This window comes from Variovorax sp. N23 (assembly GCF_025486315.1).
Lineage (GTDB): Bacteria > Pseudomonadota > Gammaproteobacteria > Burkholderiales > Burkholderiaceae_C > Variovorax.
Window position 1 is genome coordinate 1 of sequence record NZ_JAOOPY010000010.1, and the last position, 22906, is coordinate 22906.

General features: G+C 69.3%; 17 protein-coding genes and 1 pseudogene. 7 read left to right on the forward strand and 11 right to left on the reverse strand.

Annotated elements, in window-relative coordinates:
• From N8A90_RS15785 to N8A90_RS15815, 7 genes and pseudogenes are all read right to left on the reverse strand, one after another.
• Positions 1 to 274, reverse strand: a pseudogene (locus tag N8A90_RS15785) (hypothetical protein); the annotation flags it as partial.
• Between the two features lie 395 nt (positions 275 to 669).
• Positions 670 to 4845, reverse strand: coding sequence for a PilC/PilY family type IV pilus protein (locus N8A90_RS15790; protein WP_262075907.1), 4176 nt, complete (start codon positions 4843 to 4845; stop codon positions 670 to 672).
• Positions 4846 to 4861: 16 nt separating this feature from the next.
• A complete protein-coding gene (locus tag N8A90_RS15795) occupies positions 4862 to 5518 on the reverse strand; it encodes a hypothetical protein (protein ID WP_262075908.1) in 657 nt (218 codons plus the stop codon).
• The gene (locus N8A90_RS15800; protein ID WP_262075909.1) at positions 5515 to 6723 is read right to left on the reverse strand and encodes a PilW family protein; all 1209 of its coding nucleotides are present in this window, start codon (positions 6721 to 6723) and stop codon (positions 5515 to 5517) included. Before N8A90_RS15800 ends, N8A90_RS15795 begins: the two co-directional genes overlap by 4 nt.
• A complete protein-coding gene (pilV, locus tag N8A90_RS15805) occupies positions 6720 to 7151 on the reverse strand; it encodes a type IV pilus modification protein PilV (protein ID WP_262075910.1) in 432 nt (143 codons plus the stop codon). Before pilV ends, N8A90_RS15800 begins: the two co-directional genes overlap by 4 nt.
• Complete coding sequence (locus tag N8A90_RS15810) at positions 7148 to 7780, reverse strand: GspH/FimT family pseudopilin (protein WP_262075911.1); 633 nt, start codon at positions 7778 to 7780, stop codon at positions 7148 to 7150. Before N8A90_RS15810 ends, pilV begins: the two co-directional genes overlap by 4 nt.
• A complete protein-coding gene (locus N8A90_RS15815; RefSeq protein ID WP_316044021.1) occupies positions 7741 to 8208 on the reverse strand; it encodes a type IV pilin protein in 468 nt (155 codons plus the stop codon). The genes N8A90_RS15810 and N8A90_RS15815 overlap by 40 nt, the downstream gene beginning before the upstream one ends.
• Before the next feature lie 148 nt (positions 8209 to 8356).
• On the opposite strand from N8A90_RS15815, the gene N8A90_RS15825 reads away from it, so the two are divergent.
• From N8A90_RS15825 to N8A90_RS15835, 3 genes are all read left to right on the forward strand, one after another.
• Positions 8357 to 10063, forward strand: coding sequence for a PglL family O-oligosaccharyltransferase (locus N8A90_RS15825; RefSeq protein WP_262075912.1), 1707 nt, complete (start codon positions 8357 to 8359; stop codon positions 10061 to 10063).
• A gap of 61 nt (positions 10064 to 10124) precedes the next feature.
• Positions 10125 to 11321 carry a glycosyltransferase gene (locus N8A90_RS15830; protein WP_262075913.1) on the forward strand — a complete coding sequence of 399 codons (1197 nt, stop codon included), beginning with the start codon at positions 10125 to 10127 and terminating at the stop codon, positions 11319 to 11321.
• Positions 11322 to 11331: 10 nt separating this feature from the next.
• Positions 11332 to 12537: a glycosyltransferase gene (locus tag N8A90_RS15835; protein ID WP_262075914.1), complete on the forward strand. Its 1206-nt coding sequence runs from the start codon at positions 11332 to 11334 to the stop codon at positions 12535 to 12537.
• On the opposite strand, the gene moaC is transcribed toward N8A90_RS15835, so the two are convergent.
• The gene (gene moaC / locus N8A90_RS15840; RefSeq protein ID WP_262075915.1) at positions 12522 to 13001 is read right to left on the reverse strand and encodes a cyclic pyranopterin monophosphate synthase MoaC; all 480 of its coding nucleotides are present in this window, start codon (positions 12999 to 13001) and stop codon (positions 12522 to 12524) included. The genes N8A90_RS15835 and moaC overlap by 16 nt on opposite strands.
• Positions 13002 to 13064: 63 nt before the next feature.
• On the opposite strand from moaC, the gene N8A90_RS15845 reads away from it, so the two are divergent.
• Positions 13065 to 14711 carry a M48 family metalloprotease gene (locus N8A90_RS15845; RefSeq protein WP_262075916.1) on the forward strand — a complete coding sequence of 549 codons (1647 nt, stop codon included), beginning with the start codon at positions 13065 to 13067 and terminating at the stop codon, positions 14709 to 14711.
• A 139-nt stretch (positions 14712 to 14850) separates the two neighbouring features.
• Positions 14851 to 20052 carry a non-ribosomal peptide synthetase gene (locus tag N8A90_RS15850; protein ID WP_262075917.1) on the forward strand — a complete coding sequence of 1734 codons (5202 nt, stop codon included), beginning with the start codon at positions 14851 to 14853 and terminating at the stop codon, positions 20050 to 20052.
• Here N8A90_RS15850 and N8A90_RS15855 read toward each other — a convergent pair.
• The 3 genes from N8A90_RS15855 to N8A90_RS15865 form a co-directional block, all read right to left on the reverse strand.
• Positions 20039 to 20389 carry a phage holin family protein gene (locus N8A90_RS15855; RefSeq protein ID WP_262075918.1) on the reverse strand — a complete coding sequence of 117 codons (351 nt, stop codon included), beginning with the start codon at positions 20387 to 20389 and terminating at the stop codon, positions 20039 to 20041. The genes N8A90_RS15850 and N8A90_RS15855 overlap by 14 nt on opposite strands.
• Positions 20390 to 20472: 83 nt before the next feature.
• On the reverse strand, positions 20473 to 20937 hold the full coding sequence (locus tag N8A90_RS15860; RefSeq protein WP_262075919.1) for a hypothetical protein: 465 nt from the start codon (positions 20935 to 20937) through the stop codon (positions 20473 to 20475).
• Between the two features lie 48 nt (positions 20938 to 20985).
• A complete protein-coding gene (locus N8A90_RS15865; RefSeq protein WP_262075920.1) occupies positions 20986 to 21723 on the reverse strand; it encodes a TerC family protein in 738 nt (245 codons plus the stop codon).
• Between the two features lie 418 nt (positions 21724 to 22141).
• On the opposite strand from N8A90_RS15865, the gene N8A90_RS15870 reads away from it, so the two are divergent.
• Positions 22142 to 22594 carry a DUF3717 domain-containing protein gene (locus tag N8A90_RS15870; RefSeq protein ID WP_262075921.1) on the forward strand — a complete coding sequence of 151 codons (453 nt, stop codon included), beginning with the start codon at positions 22142 to 22144 and terminating at the stop codon, positions 22592 to 22594.
• A 6-nt stretch (positions 22595 to 22600) separates the two neighbouring features.
• A complete protein-coding gene (locus N8A90_RS15875) occupies positions 22601 to 22906 on the forward strand; it encodes a putative signal transducing protein (RefSeq protein ID WP_262075922.1) in 306 nt (101 codons plus the stop codon).

Sequence of the window (22906 nt, forward strand, 5' to 3'; positions counted from 1 at the left end):
CCCGCAGCTCGCCATGTGAAAAGCAGCCCTCGGCGAAGGAACGGGCTCGTCCGCAGGGGGAGTATTTCAGCAGCCTGTTAGGCTGGTTGCCGTACCAGCTCATGGTGTTCTCGTTACTGCCGCGATGCCGCGGGCTTTGTGGATGGCAGAAGTACACCGCCACACCGGTCTGCTCGATCAGCTTGGCGTGCATTCCATCCGGCCCATGGTCGTAGGTCATGTTCTGGCGCATTGGCTGGACAATGCTGTTGAGCTTGCCGTTGAAGGCCCGCAAGCACATGGGCGGCCGTTGTCGTCTTCGGGTGGGGCAGCTCCACCAGCATCAGCAAACAGCTGCTGCGCTCCACCAAAGGGCGCACCGCGCTGGCGTCGCCTTCCCCTTGATCGGGTCGCCCTTCCAGTGGCCGGAGAACTGGCGGTCATCGATCTCGCGTGGGCGCGCAGGGCACGCGTTACGTCGAGCCGACGGGCCTGTCGAATGGATGCTCAGCGTGTTGGGAGCTGCCAGCGGTGGTCCTCGCCCTCGCTGCGGCAAATGCTGTGGTGGGCATGGCGCAGGCACGCGATCAGCTCGCGGAGCAACTCACCCACAGGCTGGGCGTAGATACTTCAGATCTGAATCCGCCTCATCTGTTGATTGACTGCGGTGCTCTCAACCAAGCCGGAAGTTCAATCCACCGTCGGCACCTCCCGCCAGTTCAACAGCCGCACGCCCAAGCCCGCAGGCATCTCAAATGGCTCCCTCTTGCGCTCTGCGTTATTGGTGCCGGTGATCTCCCGCACCGAGCCATCGATATTCACGAACTTGATGTCCGTGATCGTGCTCGTGTATTCGGAATACCCCACGTCGGTCAGGACCGATCGGCCGGTCGCGAAGTCCACCGAGTACAGCCGGCTGCGGCCCGACGGGCTGCAGGCGTCCGCCGTGGTCAGCATCGGGGCGAAGGACACGATGCCGCTGTAGGTGGCCAGGTTGGTCACCAGCCGCCAACCGACCCCTGTGGCGGCATCGTTGCCGAGGTCGATGTACCAGCCGCGGGACGTCGACGATAGCGTGACGCCCGTGGTCAGGTCCGTGACCTGGGTGAGTTGCGAACGGGTGACCGGCATCGTCGCGTCCGCAGGGCGGAAACCGCTGATCGTTCCATCCAGCACGCTGTAGAAGCTCTGTGCCCGGGTCGATCCGATGTCGACGGCGTCGAGCAGCTGACCGGTTCCGAACAGCACGAAACGCTTGCGGGTCTGCGGCTGGATCTCGATCAACGGCGGCGTGGTGATGGGCTGTGCCGCAGGTGTTGTCGAACCATCGCTTGTTTGCGCCAGCTTTGTCGCGGCAGGGTAGGGGGTTGTCGTCCCGCGAGCTGCCGTCACGTCGAAGCGCCACATCTGGCCGTCCAGGTCGCCGGCGTAGAAGGCATCGGCCGTGTTGTCGCTGAAGTCCTGCACATAGGCGGCGGCTTGCGCCAAGCCGTTCGAGGCGCTGCCGGTGCTGACCTTCTCCAGAAGCGCCCCGGTTTTCGGATTGACGAAGTAGAGGTAGCCGTTGCCGCCGCCGCCGTCGTTGTTGTAGCCCGAGGTCAACACCACCACCCAGCCGTACTTCTTGGTCTTGACCACGTTGGGCGCGCCGTAACTGAAGCCCATGGTCGGGTCGGTGAACTCCCACAGCACCTTCCCTGCTGCAATCCCTTCGGTGGTCATGGTGCTGGGGTCGCTCACGTCGATGGCGTAGAAGCTGCGCCCGCCCTTGCCGAGTCCGCCGATCAGGACGGAGCGCCAGTCGGAGGTCGCGGCATTGGTCGTCGTGAAGGTGCCGCCTGCATGATTGAAGTCGACGTCGAACACCTTCGGCGTCGCATCGACGTAGTAGTGGTGCTGGTAGTTCGGGCTGCCCAACTGGGCCAGCCCATCGACCTGCGGTGTTCCATTCGGACCGCTGATGATGGCGCTGGGCACGTAGGCGAACTGTTCCGCACCGGTGCTGCCGTTGAAGGCGTGCAGCATCCCGTCGTTGGCTCCGACGTAGACCATGGTCGGCCGCGACGCCTTGGCCGTCTTGAAGGCCGTGTAGCCTGGGTTGATCGACTCCGAGAAGGACTTGGCTGGCGGTGCGACGGGTGTCACCTTCGAGTTGACGACGTCCCCCAGCAGCAATGCGCGTTTGCGGTAGGGCTTGCTGCCGTCGCTGTCGGTCTTCTCCATGCTGCGGTCGCCACGCAGGTAGTCGAGATAGCTGGACTTGTCGCTGCCGCCGCCGTAAGAAGTGTTCAGGGCATTGGCCTGCGCCGTATTCAGGCTGGCCAGGCGAAACGGCACACCGAGCGAGCCATTCCAGGTCATGACGCGGCGGTTGGTATTCCAGCCGGTGCCGTTCAACTGCGCCGGCAGCGTCGTGGAGGTGCTCCATAGCGTGGCCCCGCCCGGCGCCGGGTTGCCCTGCGCGTCGAAGGTGATCTGGGTCGCGCTCACGATACCGGTCCAGTCCTTCGAGTCGTACTGGGCGCCATAGGACGCTACGCCGCTGGACTGCGCGTCCACGCTCGAAAGCGAGAACGAGGTGGTGTAGGCATCGATGTCGCTGGAGATGCGCTCGAAGGCCTGCTTCAGGCCGGCCACCATGGTGTCGGGGCGGCCTGCCGTGAAGTAGTTGTCGGGGCGCTTGACGTTGCCCGGCAGGAGGTCGCCGTTGGTGGTCCACCAGTCGTCCGGGATGCCTGCAGCCGTCACGGTGTCCGGGTTGAAGTTCTCAGGCAGCTTCTTCTGGTTGAGGCCGCCGAACTTGGCCGCCATGTAGAACTTGTTGTTGGCGACGAAGGGGGCCTCCAGCACGTCGACCCAGTACGTCTGCACGGTCTGTTTGCCCGTGAGGTCGCTGCGGATGTCCTTGGTGTTGGCGTAATAGGCCATGCCCGCCATGTAGTCGGTGGAGTAGGCCGAGCCGGTCGCCGCTGTTGCCTTGTTTTCCCCCAGGCCCTGCAAGCTCTTGACCTTGTTGGTCGACGCGACGGCATCCGCGACAGCTGCATTGTTCGTGAAGTCGGCGCGCACCTCCGTCGGCATGGTCGGCTCGTGATCGGTGAGCGTATTGCCGGGCACGTTCTTGTCCCGGTGCGTATAGATATCGCCGATGCCCAGCACGAAGTTGCGCTGGCACGAGTACTGGATCGGGTCGCCCCAGTTGGTGATGACCGGGAAGCCATCGACCCATTTGGTGCGCGTGGCAGCGTTGCTTGCCCCGCTCATGTCGCTCCAGGCGGGCACGTTGCCCAGGTTGCGGTAGTAGCGCAGCGCTGCATAGAACAACTCGTTGACCGGGTCGATGGCCTTGTAGGTTCCAGGCATGAGCTGCCCGAACTTGTTGAGGTAGTTCATCACGCCGCTGTCCTGAACGGTGGCGGCGGTCGTGTTGGTGGCGTCGGTCGGGTCGGGGTTGCGCAGGAAGACGCCGGTGCTGGCGTCCCACTCGCGTCCGGTGTTGATCGCCGGCACCTGGCCCGGCACCGGGTAGGTGGGGCCGACGAACTTCTGCCGCGCTCGCAGCACCGCACCGTCCCGGTACTCGTTGTCGTCGTTCAGGTAGCCGAATGCGCTGTAGCGCATCTTGTCGGCGTATTGCTGGATCAGCCCTTCGGGCTTGTAGTTGCTGCCATAGGCTTTGCAGTTTCCTTCCAGTCCGCCCGCGGCGGCCGAAGGGTCGCACACCTTCACGCGCACGGTGTAGTCGTTGGTGCCCGAGTCGTCGCTGAAGGTGGTGAAGCTGCCGGAAGAAGGCTTGCGCCACATCAATTGCATGACGGCACCACCGGCGGATTCGTAGTACTCGACCCGCACGCTGAAGGTCTGGCCACCCGTCATGGGAATGGCCACGGAGTCATCGAGGAGCGGCCCGTGGTCCGTCCAGTTGTTGATGACGCAATTGCCCCCGGTGGTGCCGCAAGCGGTGAAGGTGCCCCCGTTGGTCGACACCCACACGCGCACACCGTCGTCCGAGTTGGTGCGAAACACATAGTTGCCCGTCTCGGGGGCCGTAAAGGTGCCTTCGAAGCGGGCCGAGAAGTTGTCGGCATTGATGCCCGTTGCCGGACTGCCGGTGCCCCAATCGTGATAGGCGGAATCGTTGTTCTTGACAACCGGCGAGCCACTGAACGTGGTGTTGTTGTAGTAGTACGCCGTCATGGTCCGTGTGACAGCACCACTGACGCCGAGCCGCATCGCGAAGCCGCGTCCATTGATCTCCACAGACAGCGCGGTCGCGGTCGAGAACGGCGTGGCGCCAGCGACCTGATTCAGCGGAATGCGGCCTTCGGTACGGGCCGTCTGGTCGCGGGTGGGGAAGTAGCCTTGTCCGGCATTCCGGCCTTTTTCGATGATGGTCTCGGTCGCGGTGTCGACGACGCGGCGCCCCCCCGTCATGGCCCAGCGAAAGGGGTCGATGGCGGTGAGCGTGGCCCAGTTGAGAAAGTTGCCGCTCCATCGGCCGCTGCAGGTCCGGTTGGTGGCTCGGCCTACCGGTTTGAAGTAACTGGAGTCGCCCAGCGTGGTGTCGGTGAGCACGCCGTTCGGCGTTGCGTCCGGCACATACTCGTAGCACTTTTCGGGATCGAAGTACCCCAGGAAGCTGCTGGCGCTGCTGTAGTCGGCGACGTGGGCCACGCGCGACACGGTGGGATATTCCACCGACAGCGTCAGCGCCAGATTGCCCGGGACACTGGATGTCGAGAACACCGGCTGGTCCGCCAGCGTCGTGGCCGAGACGATCATGGCGCTGGCCAAGCCCAGCCCCAGAGCGGTGGCGATGCTGGCTCGCAGCAGCTTGCCAGCTAGCCGTCGAATACGTCTGTTCATGGGAGCCTCTTCGCCGTTATTCCGGCTTGCTGAAAGATGTCTGCAAGAAGACCTGCGTGTCGCGAGGCCCGTCCACGCGCACGCTCAGGCGGTACATGGCCGGCGGCGGAACAGGCGGGCGCTCCTCTCCAGCGGTGCCACCCGTCACCTGTGACGCGGCCGTCGGAGAAAAGGTGCAGCGGGTCTTGCCGAGCGTCGCGAACGTGCCTGTGGTGTTGCACAGTCGATCGATCACGTAGCGAATCTTCACGCCGTCCCGGCCGCTGATCTCGACGATGCCCGGCGTGAAGCTGTTGCCTGCCACATCGAAGCCCGTCGGAGCGGCGGACCGTTGCAGCAGCAGCCTTGGAATGCCGCGGTCGTTCGTCTGCAGTTCGATGGCGCTGTAGTTGAGTTGGGGCTGACTGGCGGCCGTCTGCAATGCCGAACCCAGGCCGCCCGTGCTGGAAAACGAACGCAGCACCGTGGACACGGCCTGCTCGCCCTGGTTGACCAGATCGCGCTTGAACGCCAGGTTGCCGGCGCTGAACATCGACGCGTTCATCGATCGCAGGATGGCCACGCCCCCGGCCAGCAGGATGGCGAGGATGACCAGGCAGAAAAGCAGGACCACCCCGTGCTGACGTCCTGCCCTGCGAGACGCTGCGCCATTCGGCTTTCGGTTCTTCATCATGATGTCGCCAGCAGCAGCATGTTGCGCAGCGGGATCGTGGTGTCGATCACCCGCAGGCGGAAGTGCCGGTTGTCGCTGTCCTCGGTGTAGGTGTCCGCCGCGATCTCACCGGGCGTGCCCTCGAACAGGACCTGCCGCTCGCGCGTGACCTCCGCCTTCTCGTAGTGGTCGCCGCGCATCACGATGGCCACGCGCACGGCCACGATCTGACGCATGAGGTTCGGGTCGGCCAGGACATTGGCGATGGCCCACGTCCCTGTGGGGGCGACCCATTGCAGGTGCGCGCCTGTATGGGGCGCTGTGGGGTCGATGCCGTACATGGCATGCAGCTCGGTGACGCCGTCGGCCAGCGCCTGCAGGGCCGCCGCATCGGTTCCGTCGCCGACGGTACGCAGCAGGTCGTAGGAAAACAGGGTGCGGTTCGTATCGACGCCGAACACCTGGAACTGCAGGCTTCCCGCCGCATTGCGATTGCCCAGCACCGAGAAGAACGAGGCGCCGCTCGCGGCCATGGTGGCCAGGTTGCTGCTGGCGTTCAGGTAGTCGCCGCCCAGTGGCAGCACATCGTTGCCTGCGGCAGCAAAGCTCGCGTCGGTCGTTCCGACCTGTTCGAGTAGGCAGTCCGTCGCGCCGGGCTGGGTGATGAGCCCGATGTCGCCTGCGCGCATCCCGACCGTGTTGTCCAGTCGAAGGTTGTTGCTGCCTGTCACGTCGGAGCGGATGGGGCGGGCCACATCCCCCGCTGGGCTGTTGCCGGTCATCACCATCAGAACGTCGGACCCGCCGGCCGATTGACCGTCGCCGATGAGGACCGGGGCCAGTCGCAAATTGGCCACGCCCGCAGCGCCGCCCAGGAAGCCTGCAAACGGGACGGGCAGCGCTGTTGCGCGCGGCAGGATGGTCGTGGCGGCGCTACCGCTACTCACGATCCGTGCCGCGCTCAGGCGGCAACCGAACATGCCTTGATCCCAGGCCAGCGCGAAGCCGGAGCCCGCGCTGCGCAGCGCGCGGTCGAGCGAATAGGCCACGTAGGCGCCGCTCTGGCTGGTGTCGTTGTTGCTGCTGGTGCTGCGCTTGTGTGTTTCGCCGACCAGCACCACGCTGGTGGCCGCCAGCACGACCACCAGCCCGATGACGACGGCCACCAGCAACTCGACCAAGGTGACGCCGCGTTGTGCGTCTGGTGCATTGCGAGGAGTTTTCATAGAGGTGGCGCAAGAGTGACGCGCGTGGTGAGACGGCTTCTCGCGGCTTCGTTGGTCTTGCGTTGGGGCGGCGCCCAATCAATGGTGACGTTGGCGCTGTTGGGGATGGTCGCTTCTGGCGCCACCACCACCGTGCCACCGGGCAGGGCTGCACTGACACGGTCCGCCCAGGAGGGCGTACCGGCTTCGGTATCGATCGTGACGCTGTTGGACAGCCACATCGCGCTGGCGATCTCGTTGGCGAGCATGGCAGCGCGGTTGCGGTCCTCCACCTCGACGGAGTAGTTGATGGCACGGGCCTGGAGGCCGATCAGCCCGAGGATGCCCAGCGAGAACAGCAGCACCGACACCAGCACTTCGAGGAGGGCCATGCCGCGTTGGGGCCGCCGCTCAGCAAGCAAGAGTTGGGGGCAACGTTGTTTCTTCATGGCGCACATCCATCGGGATGACTGGCGGAAAGCGTCTTATCGAGGTCGCACATGCGAACTTGACCACCGAGCGCAACGGTGACGCGCAGCCGCCGCGTATCGGTGGAGTCGGGCACCGAGAGGTTGTAGTCGACCGCCGCATTGGCCGCGCAATCGGCGCCATCGATGCCGGGCGTCGCATTGGCGATCAGTCGCCCGAGCGAGCTGAAGCAGATCGACGCCGGCCCTGTGATCGACACGCCTGTGTTGGTCAGCACGCCCGACTGCACGAACGCGGCGACGTCCGTCGTTTCGCCGGTCAGCACCACCGTGTTGATGGACCAGTAGCGTCCGTTCGTGACCGCTGTCAGGCCCGTTTCCGGAGAGGCGCTGTTGGTCAGCGAGAACACCGTTTGCCGATTGCGGCGCAGCGCTTCGGCCTGTGCCAGGCGCAAGCCGTTCTGCAATGCCTCGGCGGTCGCGCGCAACTGGCTGTTCTTGATCCAGGTACTGAACGAGGGCGCAGCCAGCATGGCCAGAATGGCCAGCAGCGTGATGGTGACCATCAATTCGATGAGGGTGAAACCCGCTGCGCGGGCACGTCGGCGGCTCATGATGCCGGGCAGGCCATGCCCTTCCTGGTCAGCCACGCGGTGTCACACAGCGTCCAACCGGCGCCGGCCGAGGGCGTGGCCCGCGTGTCCTGCTGATTGATGGTGAACTTGAAATCGTTGGTCGGACCGCTTCCGACCGCCAGCGCTGTGAACGTGGTCGCCGTGAGCGTCGAGCACGTGATGGTGAAGGTGCCGGCGCGGATGGGTGTTCCGTCGGGCGGGCACGGGGTGGTGAAGCTCCCTTGCGTTGTGTACTGCCGGTTGTCCTGAAAATGCCGCTCCAGGTTGGCGCGCAATGTCGAAAGAGCGTTCTGGGCTTCCACGATCTGCCCGCGCAGCACGTAGTCGCGATAACTCGGCAGTGCGATCGCAGCCAGGATGCCGATGATCCCGACAACGATCATCACCTCGATCAACGTGAAACCTCGGGAAGCTCGCAGTCGGCGATGTACGGCTTTGGACACTGGATGACCTTTGTGGATTGCAATTGGCAATAGTGACAAATTGTCACCAAAACAGGGACTCAGACGTTAACCGCTTGTCCGCCCGCTGCCGCCTTCCGTCCATGACGCGATGGAAAAAAGCAACTGATTCGGTCGGCACAATCGCCCCATGCGTTCTCCCGCCACCCCGCTTGCCACCCCCTCGGCCGGCGCGCCGGGCTTCGTCCCTGCGGCCCTGATCGCCTTCCCCTTCCTCTCCCCCCTCGTCGCCGGCCCCTCCGCCAACGTCTGGCAACTGCTGGTCGCCTGGGCCTGCGCGACGGCGCTGTGGGCGCTCAGCCCGCGGGCGTTGCCGTCGCGGGGCGTGCTGGCGCTCCTGGCATTTCTGGCTGCGTCGATCGCGCTGCGTCGCGGGCACGATCTGTCGCAGAGCCTGGGCGCCTGCGTGGCGCTGGCGATGGCGGCCGTGGCCGCGTCGGTCGGGGCGGGGTGGGCGCGTGGGCGTGGCGGGCATGATGGGCGTGACGAGGCGGCGGCGCCGCTGGCGCGCGGGCTCTTCGCCGCCGGCGTGCTCAGCGCCGTGCTCGGCCTGTGCCAGTACTACGGGGCGGCCGACTGGCTGGGCCCCTTCACCACCGCGCCCGACGTCGGGCAGGCCTACGGCAACCTGCGCCAGCGCAACCAGTTCGCCACGCTGATCTCGATGGCGCTGGTCGCGGCGCTGTGGCTGCATGCGGGCTTCGGCGTCGGCGGGCGCGCCCGGCTGGCATGGTGGGGCGGCGTGGGGCTGCTGACGCTGGCGGCCGCCGCGTCGACCTCGCGCACCGGGCTGCTGCAGTGGCTGGCGATCAGCGTGGCGGCGGCCGCGCTCGCGTGGGGGGAGCGTCGGGGCCGGGCGGCCGCGGCGCCGCGGCTGCCGCACCCGGTGGGGCTGCTGTCGCTGGTTCCGGCCTATTTCGTCGCGGCCAGCCTGCTGCCGAGGCTGGCCGGCCCGGCCGTCGAAGACATGCTGCGCCGCCTGCGCGAAGGCGCGCCCGACGGCCACAGCCGGCTGCTGCTGTGGCGCAACGTGCTCGACCTGGTCGCCGAGCGCCCCTGGGGTGGCTGGGGCTGGGGGGAGCTGAGCTTCGCGCATTTCAGTCATCTGTACGCCGGGCCGCGCTTCGTCGAGATCCTGGACAACGCCCACAACCTGCCGCTGCACCTGGCGGTGGAGCTGGGTGTGCCCGTGGCGGTGGCGGTCTGTGCCGGCTTCATGGCGCTGGTGCTGGGCGCCCGGCCCTGGCGCGAACGCGACCCCACGCGGCTGATGGCCTGGGGCGTGCTCGGCGCGATGGTGCTGCACAGCCTGCTCGAGTACCCGCTGTGGTACGGCCCCTTCCAGCTGGTGTTCGGCCTCTGCCTGGGGCTGCTGTGGCCGGCGACCTCGGCGGTCGACGTGGCGGCGCCCCGGCGCACCGGGCCGGTCGCGGTGCACGCCGTGACGGCGCTGCTGGTGGCCGTGGTGGCCTACACCGGCTGGGACTACCTGCGCATCAGCCAGATCTACGTGGCCCGCGCCGAGCGGCTGCCGCCCTGGCAGGAGCACACCCTGGAAAAGCTCCGCGCCTCCTGGCTGTTCGCCGGCCAGGTGCAGTTCGCCGAGCTGTCGCTCACGCCGGTGGTGCGCGCCAATGCGGCGGCGGTGAACACGCTGGCGCGGGGTGTCATGCACTTCTCGCCGGAGCCGCGGGTGGTCGCCAAACTTGTCGAAAGCGCCACGCTGCTCGACCGCGACGACGAGGCGCTGGCCCTGGCGGCGCGCTTCAAGATCGCCTATCCCGTGGAATATGCCCGGTGGATCCTAGGGGAAGCACCCGACGCACCGGGAGATTGAGCATCGCTAGTCACAATTTGGGTCAAAATGTAAACTTTCGACTGCCTATCGTTTGCCCCGAATGAAGATCCTGAGCGTCATTTCCAGCATGGACCCGGTCAAGGGCGGGCTGTCGCAGGGCGTCCGCAACCTGGTGCCGGCGCTGGCGACGCTCGGCGTCCACAGCGAGGTATTGAGCTTCGACGCGCCCGACGCGGGCTTTCTCGGGCAGGACGACTTCCCCGTCCACGCCATCGGCCCGGCCAAGGGGCCCTACGCCTACTGCGCCGCGCTGCGGCCATGGCTGGAGGAAAACGTCTCGCGCTTCGACGCGGTCATCGCGCAGGGGCTCTGGCTGCACAACAACGCCGGCACCTGGCGCGTCTTGCGGCAGCTGCGGCGTGCGCAGTCGGCGGCCGGCCCGCGCTTCTACGTGATGCCGCACGGCATGCTCGACCCCTATTTCCAGAAAGCCCCCGAGCGTCGGTGGAAGGCGCTTCGCAACGTGCTGGCGTGGAAGCTGTTCGAAGGCGCCGCGGTCAACGGTGCCGACGGCGTGCTCTTCACCTGCGCGCAGGAACTGCTCCTGGCCCGCGAGCCCTTTTCGCCCTACCGGCCGCAGCGCGAGCTCGACGTCGGCTTCGGCATCCAGGCGCCGCCGCCGCTGACGCCCGCCATGGCGCCGGCCTTCGCGGCCCGCTGCCCCGGCCTGGCGGGCAAGCCCTACCTGCTCTTTCTCGGCCGCGTCCACGAGAAGAAGGGCACCGACCTGCTGCTGCGCGCCTACCTCGAGCTGTGCCGCGAGCGGCCCGACATGCCGGCGCTGGTGATCGCCGGCCCCGGCCTCGACAGCGACCATGGCCGCAGCCTGCTCGCGCTGGCCGACGGCCACCCCGACGTGCATTTCCCCGGCATGCTGCGCGGCGACGAAAAGTGGGGCGCGCTCTACGGCTGCGAGGCCTTCGTGCTGCCGAGCCACCAGGAGAACTTCGGCATCGCGGTGGTCGAGGCGATGGCCTGCGGCAAGCCGGTGCTGATCAGCCCGCAGGTCAACATCTGGCGCGAATGCGCGCCGGGCGGCCTGGTCGACGAGGACACCGAGGTCGGCGTGAAGCGCCTGCTGACGCGCTGGTTCGCGCTGACGCCCGCCGAGCGCACGGCGCGTGGCGTGGCCGCCTTCGCCGCCTACCGGCGCCACTTCGCCGCCAGCGAGGCGGCCCAGCGATTGCTCCGCGCCCTGCGCGCGGTGCAGAACGAACCCATGGGTGCCGTCGCATGAACATCGTCCTATGAACATCGTCCTTTTTGCGCACCCGACCTTCCTCGGCTCGGCCAGCATGCCGCGCTACACGCAGTGGCTGGCCGACGGCATGGCCGCGCGCGGCCACCGGGTGCGCATCTGGGCGCCGCAGCCGGGCTTCCATGCGCTGCCGGTGCCCGAGCGCCTGAAGAAGTGGATGGGCTACCTCGACCAGTTCGCGGTGTTCCCGCGCTGGGTGCGCCGGCAGATGGCGGCCCTGCCGGCCGACACGCTGTATGTCTTCAGCGACCATTCGCTCGGGCCGTGGGTGCCGCTGGTGGCGGCGCGGCCGCACGTCATCCACTGCCACGACCTGCTGGCGCAGCATTCCGCCCTGGGCCGGGTGCCGCTGAACCGCCCGGGGTGGAGCGGCCGGCTGTACCAGCGCTACATCCGCCGGGGCTTCGCGCAGGGGCGGCGCTTCATCGCCATCTCGAAGAAGACCGAGCAGGACCTGCGCGGCTTCGTCGGGCCGGCACCGACCATCGAGGTGGTCTACAACGGCGTCAATCCGCAGTTCGTTCCGGCCAAGGACGTCACGGCCCAGCGTGCGGCGCTCGGGCGTCGGCTGGGCATCGACCTGTCGCGCGGCTTCCTGCTGCACGTCGGCGTGAACGTCTGGTACAAGAACCGCGCCGGGGTGCTCGCCATGGTCGACCGCTGGCGCCGCAGCACGCCCGAAGGCCTGCCGCTGCTGATGGTCGGCCCGCCGCCGCCGGACGCGCTGGCCAGCCAGCGGCTGGCCATGCATGCGCCGAACGAGGTGCACTTTCTGTCGAAGGTCGACGACGACGTGCTGATCGGGCTCTACGGCACCGCCACCGCGTTCCTGTTTCCGTCGATCGCCGAGGGCTTCGGCTGGCCCATCGCGGAAGCCATGGCCTCGGGCTGCCCCGTCATCACCACCGATGCCGCGCCGATGAACGAGGTCGGCGGCAGTGCCGCGTTCTATGTGCCGCCGGCCGATGCCAAGGCGCCCGCCGATGCGGCATGGGCGGCGGCCGCCGCCGGCGTGATCGCGAAGGTGCTGGCGCTGTCGCCGCTCGAACGGCAGCTCGCCATCGACCAGGGGCTGTCGCAGGTGCGCCGTTTCGATTCCGAAAGTGCGCTCGACCGCATCGAGGCCATCTACCGCCAGACGCTGGCCGCGAACGCCGCCGCGCAGCCGGCCGCGGCGCGTCAGTCGGCCACGTAGCTCCCGGACTTACCGCCGTGCTTCTCCAACACCCGCACGTCCGTGATCGTCATGCCGCGGTCGACCGCCTTGCACATGTCGTAGATGGTGAGCAGCGCCACCTGCACGGCGGTCAGGGCTTCCATCTCGACGCCGGTGGGGCCGACCGTCTCGACGGTCGCGGTGCACACCACCTCGGGCACGCCGCCCTCGGAGAGCGCGAAGGCCACGGCCACGCGGGTGAGCGCGAGCGGGTGGCACAGGGGAATCAGGTCGCTGGTCTTCTTGGCCGCCTGGATGCCGGCGATGCGCGCGATGCCGAGCACGTCGCCCTTCTTGGCGGTGCCCGATTCGATCAGCGCCAGCGTGTTGGCCTGCATCTGGATGCGGCCGGTGGCCACCGCGACGCGGTGCGTGGCGGGCTTGGCGGCCACGTCCACCATGTGGGCCTGGCCTTGTGCGTCGAAGTGGGTGAGCTTGCTCATGATGAACGTTCGCGTCGTGTGTGCATCATACGGGGCCCTCGTTACCTGGAGAAGCTGCACGCCATGCCGCGCCCGACCGTCCGCCCCTGCGCCCAGAGCCGTCCTCTGCGCCGCCCCCTGCGCCGCACGCTGCGTGCGGCCGCCGTGGCCGTGCTGGTCGCGTCGCAGGTGCTGGTGCCGTTGGCCGCCCAGGCGCAGCTGCTGCCGGGCCTGGGCGACGGCGGCGAGATGACGGCGGCGGCCGAGCGCCGGCTGGGCGACCAGATCGCCCGCGAGCTCTACCGCGACCCCGACTACATCGACGACCCGGTGCTGGTCGACTACGTGCAGGCCATCTGGCAGCCGCTGCTGGCCGCGGCGCGGGTGCGCGGCGAACTCACGCCCGAACTCGACGAGCGCTTCGCCTGGGCCGTGCTGCTGGGGCGCGACCGCAGCATCAACGCCTTCGCGCTGCCCGGCGGCTACCTCGGCGTGCACCTGGGGCTGATCGCCGTGACCGACAGCCGCGACGAACTCGCCACCGTGCTGGGCCACGAGCTGTCGCACGTCACGCAGCGGCACATCGCCCGCATCATGGCCAAGCAGAGCCGCGACATGCCGCTGATGCTGGCGGCCCTGGTGCTGGGCGTGATCGCCGCCAGCAAGAGCCGCAACGGTGACGCGGGTCAGGCCATGATCATGGGCAGCCAGGCCATGGCCATGCAGAACCAGCTCAACTTCTCGCGCGACATGGAGCGCGAGGCCGACCGTGTCGGCTTCGGCGTGATGACGCAGGCCGGCTTCGCGCCCCAGGGCGCGGCCTCGATGTTCGAGAAGCTGCAGTACGCCTCGCGCCTGAACGACAACGGCTCCTACCCCTACCTGCGCAGCCATCCGCTCAACAGCGAGCGCATCTCCGACATGCAGGCGCGCTTCCAGTTCCGCGGCGACGGCGCCGCGCCCGAAGATGCGAGCGCCGGGCTGGGGCTCGCCGGCGCCGCGCGGCCGGCCGGCCCGCGCACCGCGGCGGCACCCGCGCTGCGCATGGACCACGCCATCGTCGCCGCCCGCGCCCGCGTGCTGTCGCGCCCGGGTGTCGACGTGCTGCGCCTGTGGATCGACGCCGCCTCGGGCACCGAGTTCGCGCGGCGTTCGCCGGCCCAGCAGGCCGGCATGCTCGCCGCCGCGGCGCTGGCGGCCAACGAGCTGCGCGACGGCCGCGCCGCCCGCGCGCTGTCCGATCGGCTCACCCCGCTCGCCGCGGCCGACCCCGCGTCGGCGCGCCTGGCGCGGCTGCTCAGCGCCGAGCTGTACCTCGCCGCGGGCGCCGCCCCGCAGGCGGCCGCGCTGCTCGATGTGCGCGCCGGCACGCGCGCCGAAATGCTGCTCGCGGCACAGGCGGCCGTCGCCATGCGCCAGGCGGGGCCGGCCGCTGCGCCCTTGCGCGACTGGGTGGCCACGCATCCGCGCGATGCCGGGGCGTGGCAGATGCTCGCCTCCGTCTATAGCGCGCAGAACGACACCTTGCGCGCGGTACGCGCCTACGCCGAAGCGAACGTGGCTGTGCTCGACTACGCCGCGGCGCGCGACCGGTTCAAGGCCGCCCAGGATCTGGCGGCCCGGGGCACGGGCGGTACGGTCGATCACTACGAGGCCTCGATCATCGATACCCGGGCGCGCGCCGTCGAAGCCCTGCTGCGCGAGCAGCAGGCCGAACCACCCTTGCGCTGAGAGCTGTGGACGATGATTCCCCCCATCGCCGGGCTTGCCCCGGCCGCGACCACCTTTCCCCGCAGGTCGATGCGCCATCTCCGCTGCCTGGCAGCACTGCGCCGGAGCCGCGCCGACCATGAACCATGATGCAGGCCTTGTGTCCCTGAATTCCCTGACCGCCGTCTTCGAGTCGCGCTGCGCCGAGCACCCCGACCGTCTCGCCTACATCTTCCTGAAGGACGACCTCTCCCCTGGCGAGCAACTGAGCTACGGGGACCTGTCCATCGACAGCCATCGGCTGGCCGCGCGTCTGGCGGCGTTCGCGCGGCCCGGTGACCGCGTCCTGCTGGCGCTGCCGCCGGGGCTCGACTTCGTGCGCGCCTTCTGGGCCTGCATGCTCAGCGGCTGCGTGGCGGTGCCGGTGCCGGCGCCCGACCCGGTGCGGCTGCTGCGCTCGGCGCCGCGCCTGCGCGGCATCCTCGAGGACACCGGCGCCTCGCTGGTGTGGACCGCCGCCGACCTGCTCGACAGCGCGCGCCAGACGCTCGAGCCGTCGCTGTTCACCGCGGCGCGCTGGATCTCGACGGCCGAACTCGAGGCGGCCGAGCCTGCCGTGCCCGCCCAGCTGCCCTTCGTCGGCGCCGATGCGCTGGCCTACCTCCAGTACACCTCGGGCTCGACGCTGGCCCCGCGCGGTGTGCGCATCAGCCACGCGCAGGCGCTGGCCAACGTGCAGGCGCTCAACGCGGCCGGCCGGGTCGACGCCCAGACCCGCATGCTCACCTGGCTGCCGCACTTCCACGACTACGGGCTGGTCTGCGGGCTGCTGGTGCCCTTCTATGCCGGGGCCACCGGCTGGCTGATGTCGCCGCTGACCTTCCTGCGCCGTCCGCTGCGCTGGCTCGAGGCGGTCGGTGCGCTGCGCATCACGCACACCGGCGCGCCGATGTCGGCCTACGTGGCGTGCCTGCGGGCGCTCGCCGACGCCCCGCTCGCGAGCGACCTCTCGTCGCTGGTGTCGCTCAGCTGCGGTGCCGAGCCGCTGCGTGCCGATGCGGTCGAGCGCGTGCTCGAGGTGTTCGGCGCCGCGGGCCTGCGCCCCGAGGCCTTCATGCCCGCCTACGGCATGGCCGAGACGGTGCTGGGCGTCACGCTGTCGGCCACCGACCGGCCGCCGCGCCTGCTGGCGCTCGACGCCCAGGCGCTCCGGCAGGACCGCGTCGTGCCCGCGCGGAGCGACGGCACGGGGGCGGTCCGCATCGTCGGCTGCGGCCAGCCACTCGCGCACACCACCCTGCGCATCGTCGACCCGGCGACCGGCGCCGTGGCGGCGGCCGACGCGGTGGGCGAGATCTGGGTGCAGTCGCCCAGCGTCGGCCATGGCTACTGGCGCCAGCCCGAGCTGACCGAGGCCGGCTTCGGCGCGCGCCTGGCCGATGTCGATGGCCCCTTCCTGCGCACCGGCGACCTCGGCTTCATGGCCGACGGCGAACTCTTCGTCACCGGCCGGCTCAAGGACCTGGTGATCGTGCACGGCGGCAACCACTACCCGCAGGACATCGAGTGGACGGCCGAGCATGCGCACCCGGCGCTGCGGCCGGGCTACGGTGCGGCCTTCTCGGTGGACACGCCCGACGGCGAGGCGCTGGTGCTGGCGCTCGAGACCGAACGCCGCACCCGTGACGACGACGCCCTCGCCGCAGCGGCCGCGGTGCGGCGCGCCGTCGGCGAGGCGCACGGCCTGCCGGTCGAGGCCGTGGTGCTGGTGCGCTCCGGCTCGCTGCCGCGCAGCTCCAGCGGCAAGATCCAGCGCCGCGCCATCCGCCAGCGCTACCTCGACGGTGCGCTCGACATCCAGGCCGCCGTCACGCGCGAGGCGCTGCCGCCGAGCGTCGACGAGGCCGCCGACGGCGCCGCCGCGCCCTCCATGCACGAGATGCCGCGCGACGCCGCCGAGCAGACGATCTGGGACATCTGGCGCGAGGTGCTCGACACCACCGCCTTCGGTGTGCACGAGAACTTCTTCGAGCTGGGCGGTACCTCGCTGCTGATGACGCAGGTGGCGTCGCGGGTGAGCCAGCAGCTCGGGCTCGACCTGCCGCTCGGCGCGCTGTTCGACCACACCAGCGTCGCGGCGCTGGCCGACCATGTCACGCGGCTGCTGGCCGAGCGCGGCGGCGTGGCGCCGGCCGTGCCTGCGGCCATTGCGCGCGTGCCGCGCGGCGTGCCGCTGCCGGTGTCGCTGTCGCAGCGGCGCATGTGGATCATCCAGCAGTTCGACCCGGCCTCCACCGCCTACAACGTCGCGGTCTCGCTGCGCATCCGCGGCGCGCTCGACGTGGCGCTGCTGCAGCGCGCGTTCGACCACATGGCCGAGCGCCACGAGAGCCTGCGCACCCGCCTCGTGCTCGACGGTGCCGAGCCTATGCAGGTCATCGAGCCCTCGGCGCCGGCGCCGATCGAGCAGATCGACCTCGCCGATCGGCCCGACCGCCTGGCGCAGGCGCGCACGCTGCTGGCCGAGCGGCTGGACACGCCCTTCGCGCTCGACCGCGCCCCGCTGCACCGCGCCACGGTGCTGCGCCTGGGCGCCAACGACCAGGTGCTGCTCTGGGTGATGCACCATGCCATCGCCGACAACTGGTCCTTCGCGGTGCTGATGCGCGAGGCCCTGGCCGCCTACGCCGCCTGGCAGGCCGGGCGCGAGCCCGAACTCGACCCCATCCCGGTCGCGTATGCCGACTACGCCGCCTGGCAGCGCAGCCCGTCGTCGGTGGCGCAGCGCCGGCCGCAGATGGACTACTGGCGCTGGCGGCTGGCCCACCTGACGCCGCTCGACCTGCCGACCGATTTTCCGCGGCCGCTGCGCCCGAGCTTCCGCGGTGCGCGTGTTTCCGCCACGCTGCCGGTCGGCCTGCGCGCGGCCCTGCGGGCCTACGGTGCGCGCGCATCGGTCACGCCCTTCGTCGTGCTGCTGGCGGCCTTCAAGCTGATGCTCACGCGCCAGGCGCGCAGCACCGACATCGCCGTGGGCACGCCGGTCGCCAACCGCCACCGCTTCGCGGCCGAGCACCTGGTCGGCACGCTGGTCAACACGCTGGTGATGCGCACCGACCTCGGCGGCGATCCGAGCTTCGACACGCTGGTGCAGCGCGTGCGCGCCACCGCGGTCGAAGCCTATGCCCACCAGGAAGCGCCCTTCGACGAACTGGTCGAGTCGCTCGGCCATGACCGCGCGGCGCACCCCGAAGGGCTGGTGCGCGTGCTCTTCAACGTGCTGAACGCACCGCTCGGCCGGCTCGACCATGCCGGCCTGGAGGTGGAGGAATTCCCGTTCGACCGTGCCACCGCGCAGTTCGACCTGTCGGTGCACATCGACACCGAGTTCACCCACCGCGTGCACTTCGAGTACTCCACCGACCTGTATGCGCCTGGCACGGTCGAGCGCATGCTCGAGAACTACCTCGCGCTGATCGAGCGGCTGCTCGCCACGCCCTCGCTGCCGCTGTCGCAGGTGCCGACCGTCGCGCCGTCGCAGCAGGCCTTCCTGCGCGACGGCTGGAACGCCACGCGGCGCCCGTTGCCCGCGGCGCAGACGGTGCACCGCTACCTGCTCGGCGCGCGCCCGGTGGGCGACGATGCCGTGGCGCTGGTCGACGCGCAGGGCGCCACCCTGTCGTTCGGCGAACTCGAAGCCCGCGCCAACGCACTCGCACGCACGCTGCGCGCCCGCGGCATCGGCCGGGGCCAGCGCGTGGGCCTGGGCGTCGCACGCGATGCCGGCCTGCTGGTGGCGCTGCTGGGCGTGCTCAAGTCGGGCGCGGCCTACGTGCCGCTCGACCCGGGCTTTCCGGAAGAGCGCCTGCGCTTCATGGCCGAAGACGCCGGCCTGTCGGCGCTCGTCACGCGCGGCGTGCCGGCGGGCTGGCTCGCCGCGGCCGGCGTGCCGGTGCTGGCGCTCGACATGGACGGGCCCGTCGCGCCGGGGCAGGGCGAAGCGCTCGCGCCCGATGCGTCGCAGGACGCCGGCCCGCTCGACGCGGCCTACATGATCTACACCTCCGGCTCCACCGGCCTTCCCAAGGGCGTGGCGGTGCCGCACCGGGCGGTGGTCAACTTCCTCGCCAGCATGGCGCACACGCCGGGGCTGGCCGCGGACGATCGGCTGGTGGCGGTCACCACGCTGTCCTTCGACATCGCCGTGCTCGAACTGCTGCTGCCGCTGGCCGTCGGCGCACGCGTCGTGCTGGCCGATGCCGCGCAGGTGCACGACCCGCACGCGCTGCGCGACCTGATCGCACGCGAGCGCGCCACCGTCATGCAGGCCACGCCGACGCTCTGGCGCATGCTGCTCGACGCCGGCTGGCAGCGGCCCGACGGGGTGCCGCATTTCAAGGCGCTGATCGGCGGCGAGGCGCTGCCGGCCGCGCTGGCCGAGCGGCTGCTCGAGCGCGGCGTCGAGCTCTGGAACATGTACGGGCCGACCGAGACCACCGTGTGGTCGAGCGTGTGGCGCGTCAGCGCGCCGCGCGACGGCATCTCCATCGGCCGGCCCATCGACAACACCGACATCCAGGTGCGCGACGCCGACGGCCAGCTGTGCCCGATCGGCGTGCCCGGCGAGCTGTGCATCGGCGGGGTCGGTGTCACGCTGGGTTACCACCAGCGCGACGAACTCACCGCCGACCGCTTTCCGCCCGACCTCGACAGCGACGAGCCCGGCGCGCGCTTCTACCGCACCGGCGACCTGGGCCGCTGGCGGCACGACGGCTGGCTGGAGCACCTGGGCCGGCTCGACCGACAGGTGAAGCTGCGCGGCCTGCGCATCGAGCTGGGCGAGATCGAGGCCGCGCTGCGCGACCACCCGTCGGTGGCCGAAGCCGTTGTCGCGACGCACGCGCAGAGCGAGGACGACGTGCGGCTGGTGGCCTACGTCGTTCCGCGCGGCGAAGCGCCCGACACGTCATTGCTGCGCGACCACCTGCGCACGCGTCTGCCCGAGTACATGCTGCCGCAGCACGTCGTGGTGCTGGACGCGCTGCCGCTGCTGCCCAACGGCAAGATCGACCGCAACGCCCTGCCGGCGCCGCATGTGGAGGTGCGCGCGGCCACCCGCGTCAGCCGTGTGGCACCCAGCACGTCGGCCGAGCGCGCCATCGCCGAGGTCTGGTGCGAACTGCTGGGCATCCACACGGTCGACCTGCGCGACAACTTCTTCGACCTGGGCGGCCATTCGCTGCTCGCGATGCGCGCCGTGATGGCCATCCGCGAGCGCTTCGGCTGGGAGATCCAGCCGCCGCGCTTCGTCTACGAGACGCTCGGGCAGCTGGCCCGCGAAGAGAACCTCAGCGCTTCGTGAAGCCGCCCAGCGCGGCTTCGATGAGCAGGCGCAGCAGCGAATAGATCAGCGAGCCGATCAGCGCGGCGACGAAGCCCCGCACGACGAAGCCGCCGAGCAGGCCCGATGCGGCCCAGAACATCAGCGCGTTGATGACGAAGAGGAAGAGGCCGAAGGTGACGATGGTGACCGGCAGCGTCAGCACCACCAGCACCGGCCGCACGATCATGTTGAGCAGGCCGATCACCGCGGCCGCGATCAGCGCCGAGGTGAAGCTGCTCACCTGCACGCCGCTGTAGAGGTAGGTGACGGCGAGCAGTGCCGCCGCGCTGAGGAGCCATCGTAGGAGGAGTTGCATGGCGGGCAGGATAACCCGACCGGCCGCCAAAAAGAAACGGCCGCCCGAAGGCGGCCGTTTCGGCAGGAGCGATGGGTCGAGGCTTATTCGGCCAGCTCGTTCGCCAGCACCAGCAGCGCGCCCAGGCCCATCGTCGCGCCGGGCAGTGCCCAGCCGCTGTGGCCGGCCGGCTTCTGGTCGGGCGACACGGGCTCCATGTCGACGCCGAGCTTCGGGCGGCGCGCATCGATGACGCGCGCGGCACCGTGCTCGTGCTTCAGGCGCTGCGTGAGATCGGTCAGCGAGCCCTGCGCCAGCACCGGCGTGATCGTGTCGCCCGAGCGCTGCAGCAGCGGCAGCATCTGGTCCTGCGTCTTCGCGAACCACTTGCCGCGCCAGTTCTCGCGGGCGCTGTGGCTGACCCACTTGCTGATGCGGTGCGTCATGCGCGGGGCGCAGGCCACCAGCACCCAGTGCTTGGCGCCGGCGCTCACGGTGCCGGCCGGCGCCTTGGCGAGGAATTCGCGGGCGTAGGCCGCGTCGTCGACGTACAGGATGATCTTTTCCACGATGCGCTCCTTCAGGTAGTGAGAGTGGCAGAGACTTCGGTCGCGAGATCAGACGGTGGCTGTATCGTGCGCCCTCGGACGGCGCGAAGCAACCCACTTGCCGATGGCCAGCACCAGCAGGGCGCCGGCGATGCCGGCGGCGTACTTGACGGTGTCGGTCTGCGGAATCTTCGGCACCCAGGTCCAGGCGGCGGTGTTCGACACGGCCGGGTCGGAGATCAGCATCGTGCCGGCGATCCAGCCCAGCAGCATGCCGCCCAGCGTAATGATCAGCGGGAAGCGGTCCATCAGCTTGATGACCAGCTGGCTGCCCCACACGATGATCGGGATGCTCACCAGCAGACCGAAGATCACCAGCGGCATCTGGTGGTCGCCGCCGGCACCCTGTGCGGCACCGGCAATGGCGATCACGTTGTCCACGCTCATCACCAGGTCGGCCACGATCACGGTCTTGACGGCGGCCCACAGCTTGTCGCTGCCGGCGATGTTGCCGTGCGCGTCGTCATGCTCGGGCGCCAGCAGCTTCACGCCGATCCACAGCAGCAGCAGTGCGCCGACGATCTTCAGGAACGGAATGGCCAGCAGCGTGAGCGCGAAGAAGATCAGGACGACGCGCAGGACGATGGCGCCGGCGGTTCCCCACAGGATGCCCTTGGTGCGTTGGGCGGGCGGCAGCTTGCGGCAGGCCAGCGCGATGACGACGGCGTTGTCGCCGCCCAGGAGAATGTCGATCATGATGATCTGACCGACCGCGACCCAGAATTCCGGGGTCAAAAAAGCTTCCATGGCGTCCTCTGTGCATTTCGATAAGGGCCGAGCGGATCGGATCGAAGCGACTGAATGAAAAGACCAGAGTCAACGGGCCGCGCAAACGCTTCGATCGAACCTGCCAGGTTCAAATCGAAGGTCTTGCTCGGCAACGCACATGGCGATGCCCGACAGGCCGGAAGTGTTGTGCTTCGTATTGACGACCTGGCGATACCCGTGGCGTGGACCGCGGGCGGGAGCTACTCCCCTTCGTGCGCGGATTAGAGCATCCGGTGCGCGAGGCTGGCAACCGGGCCTGCCAAGGGCTTGAGAAGAAGCGTCCTGAAAGCGGCGCAGCCAAAGGCGAGAATGCTCCTGAATGCATAGCGACGCATAACCTTGGAGGAGCCCGGGACTTTGCCGCACTATGATGCCGCTCCGCAGTTTTTACCGACCCATGGCCGCCATACACATCACCGACATCGAGGCCGCCATCAACCACTGGCGCGAGAAGGCGCCCTCGCCCGACGGCATCACGCTGGGGCCCGAATTGCGCGCGCTGGCGGAGGTCTACGCGCTCATGGTGTTCCACCACGAAGACGAGGTCGACGAGGTCGGCTTCCCCGCCAAGGCGTGGGCCGCGTGGATGGCCTGGTACGAGACCACCATCGACACGCCCTGCATCGCCATCTGCTCGACCAGCCAGGGCGACGACGAGTGCAAGGGATGTGGCCGCAGCTTCGACGAGGTGCAGCACTGGCCCGCCATGACGCCCGCCGAGAAGCGCCAGACCTGGCGCCGCATCACGATGGAAGACCGCGCCTGGCGCTTCAACACCTACGCCGAGCGGGCGCGCGAGGCGCAGCCGCCCACACCGCCGGCCACCGGCGACGACAGCACGCCGGACTGAGGCCGGATGCGCCGACTCGCCCAGGCCCCCAACCTCGCGATCGCCACGCTCTGGGTGCATGCGCTGCGCGAGGACGGCATCGCGGCCTCGGTGCAGCGTGAGTTTCTCGGTGCGGCCGCCGGCCAGCTGCCGCCGGACCAGTGCCTGCCCGAGATCTGGATCGAAGACGACGCGCAGTTCACGCAGGCGCAGGCCGCGCTGCGCGAACTGCAGCACCGTCCGCAGCGCCGCTGGCATTGCCGCTGCGGCGAGCTGGTCGAGGGCGGCTTCGAGCAGTGCTGGCAGTGCGGCGCGATGATGCCCGCTGCCTGA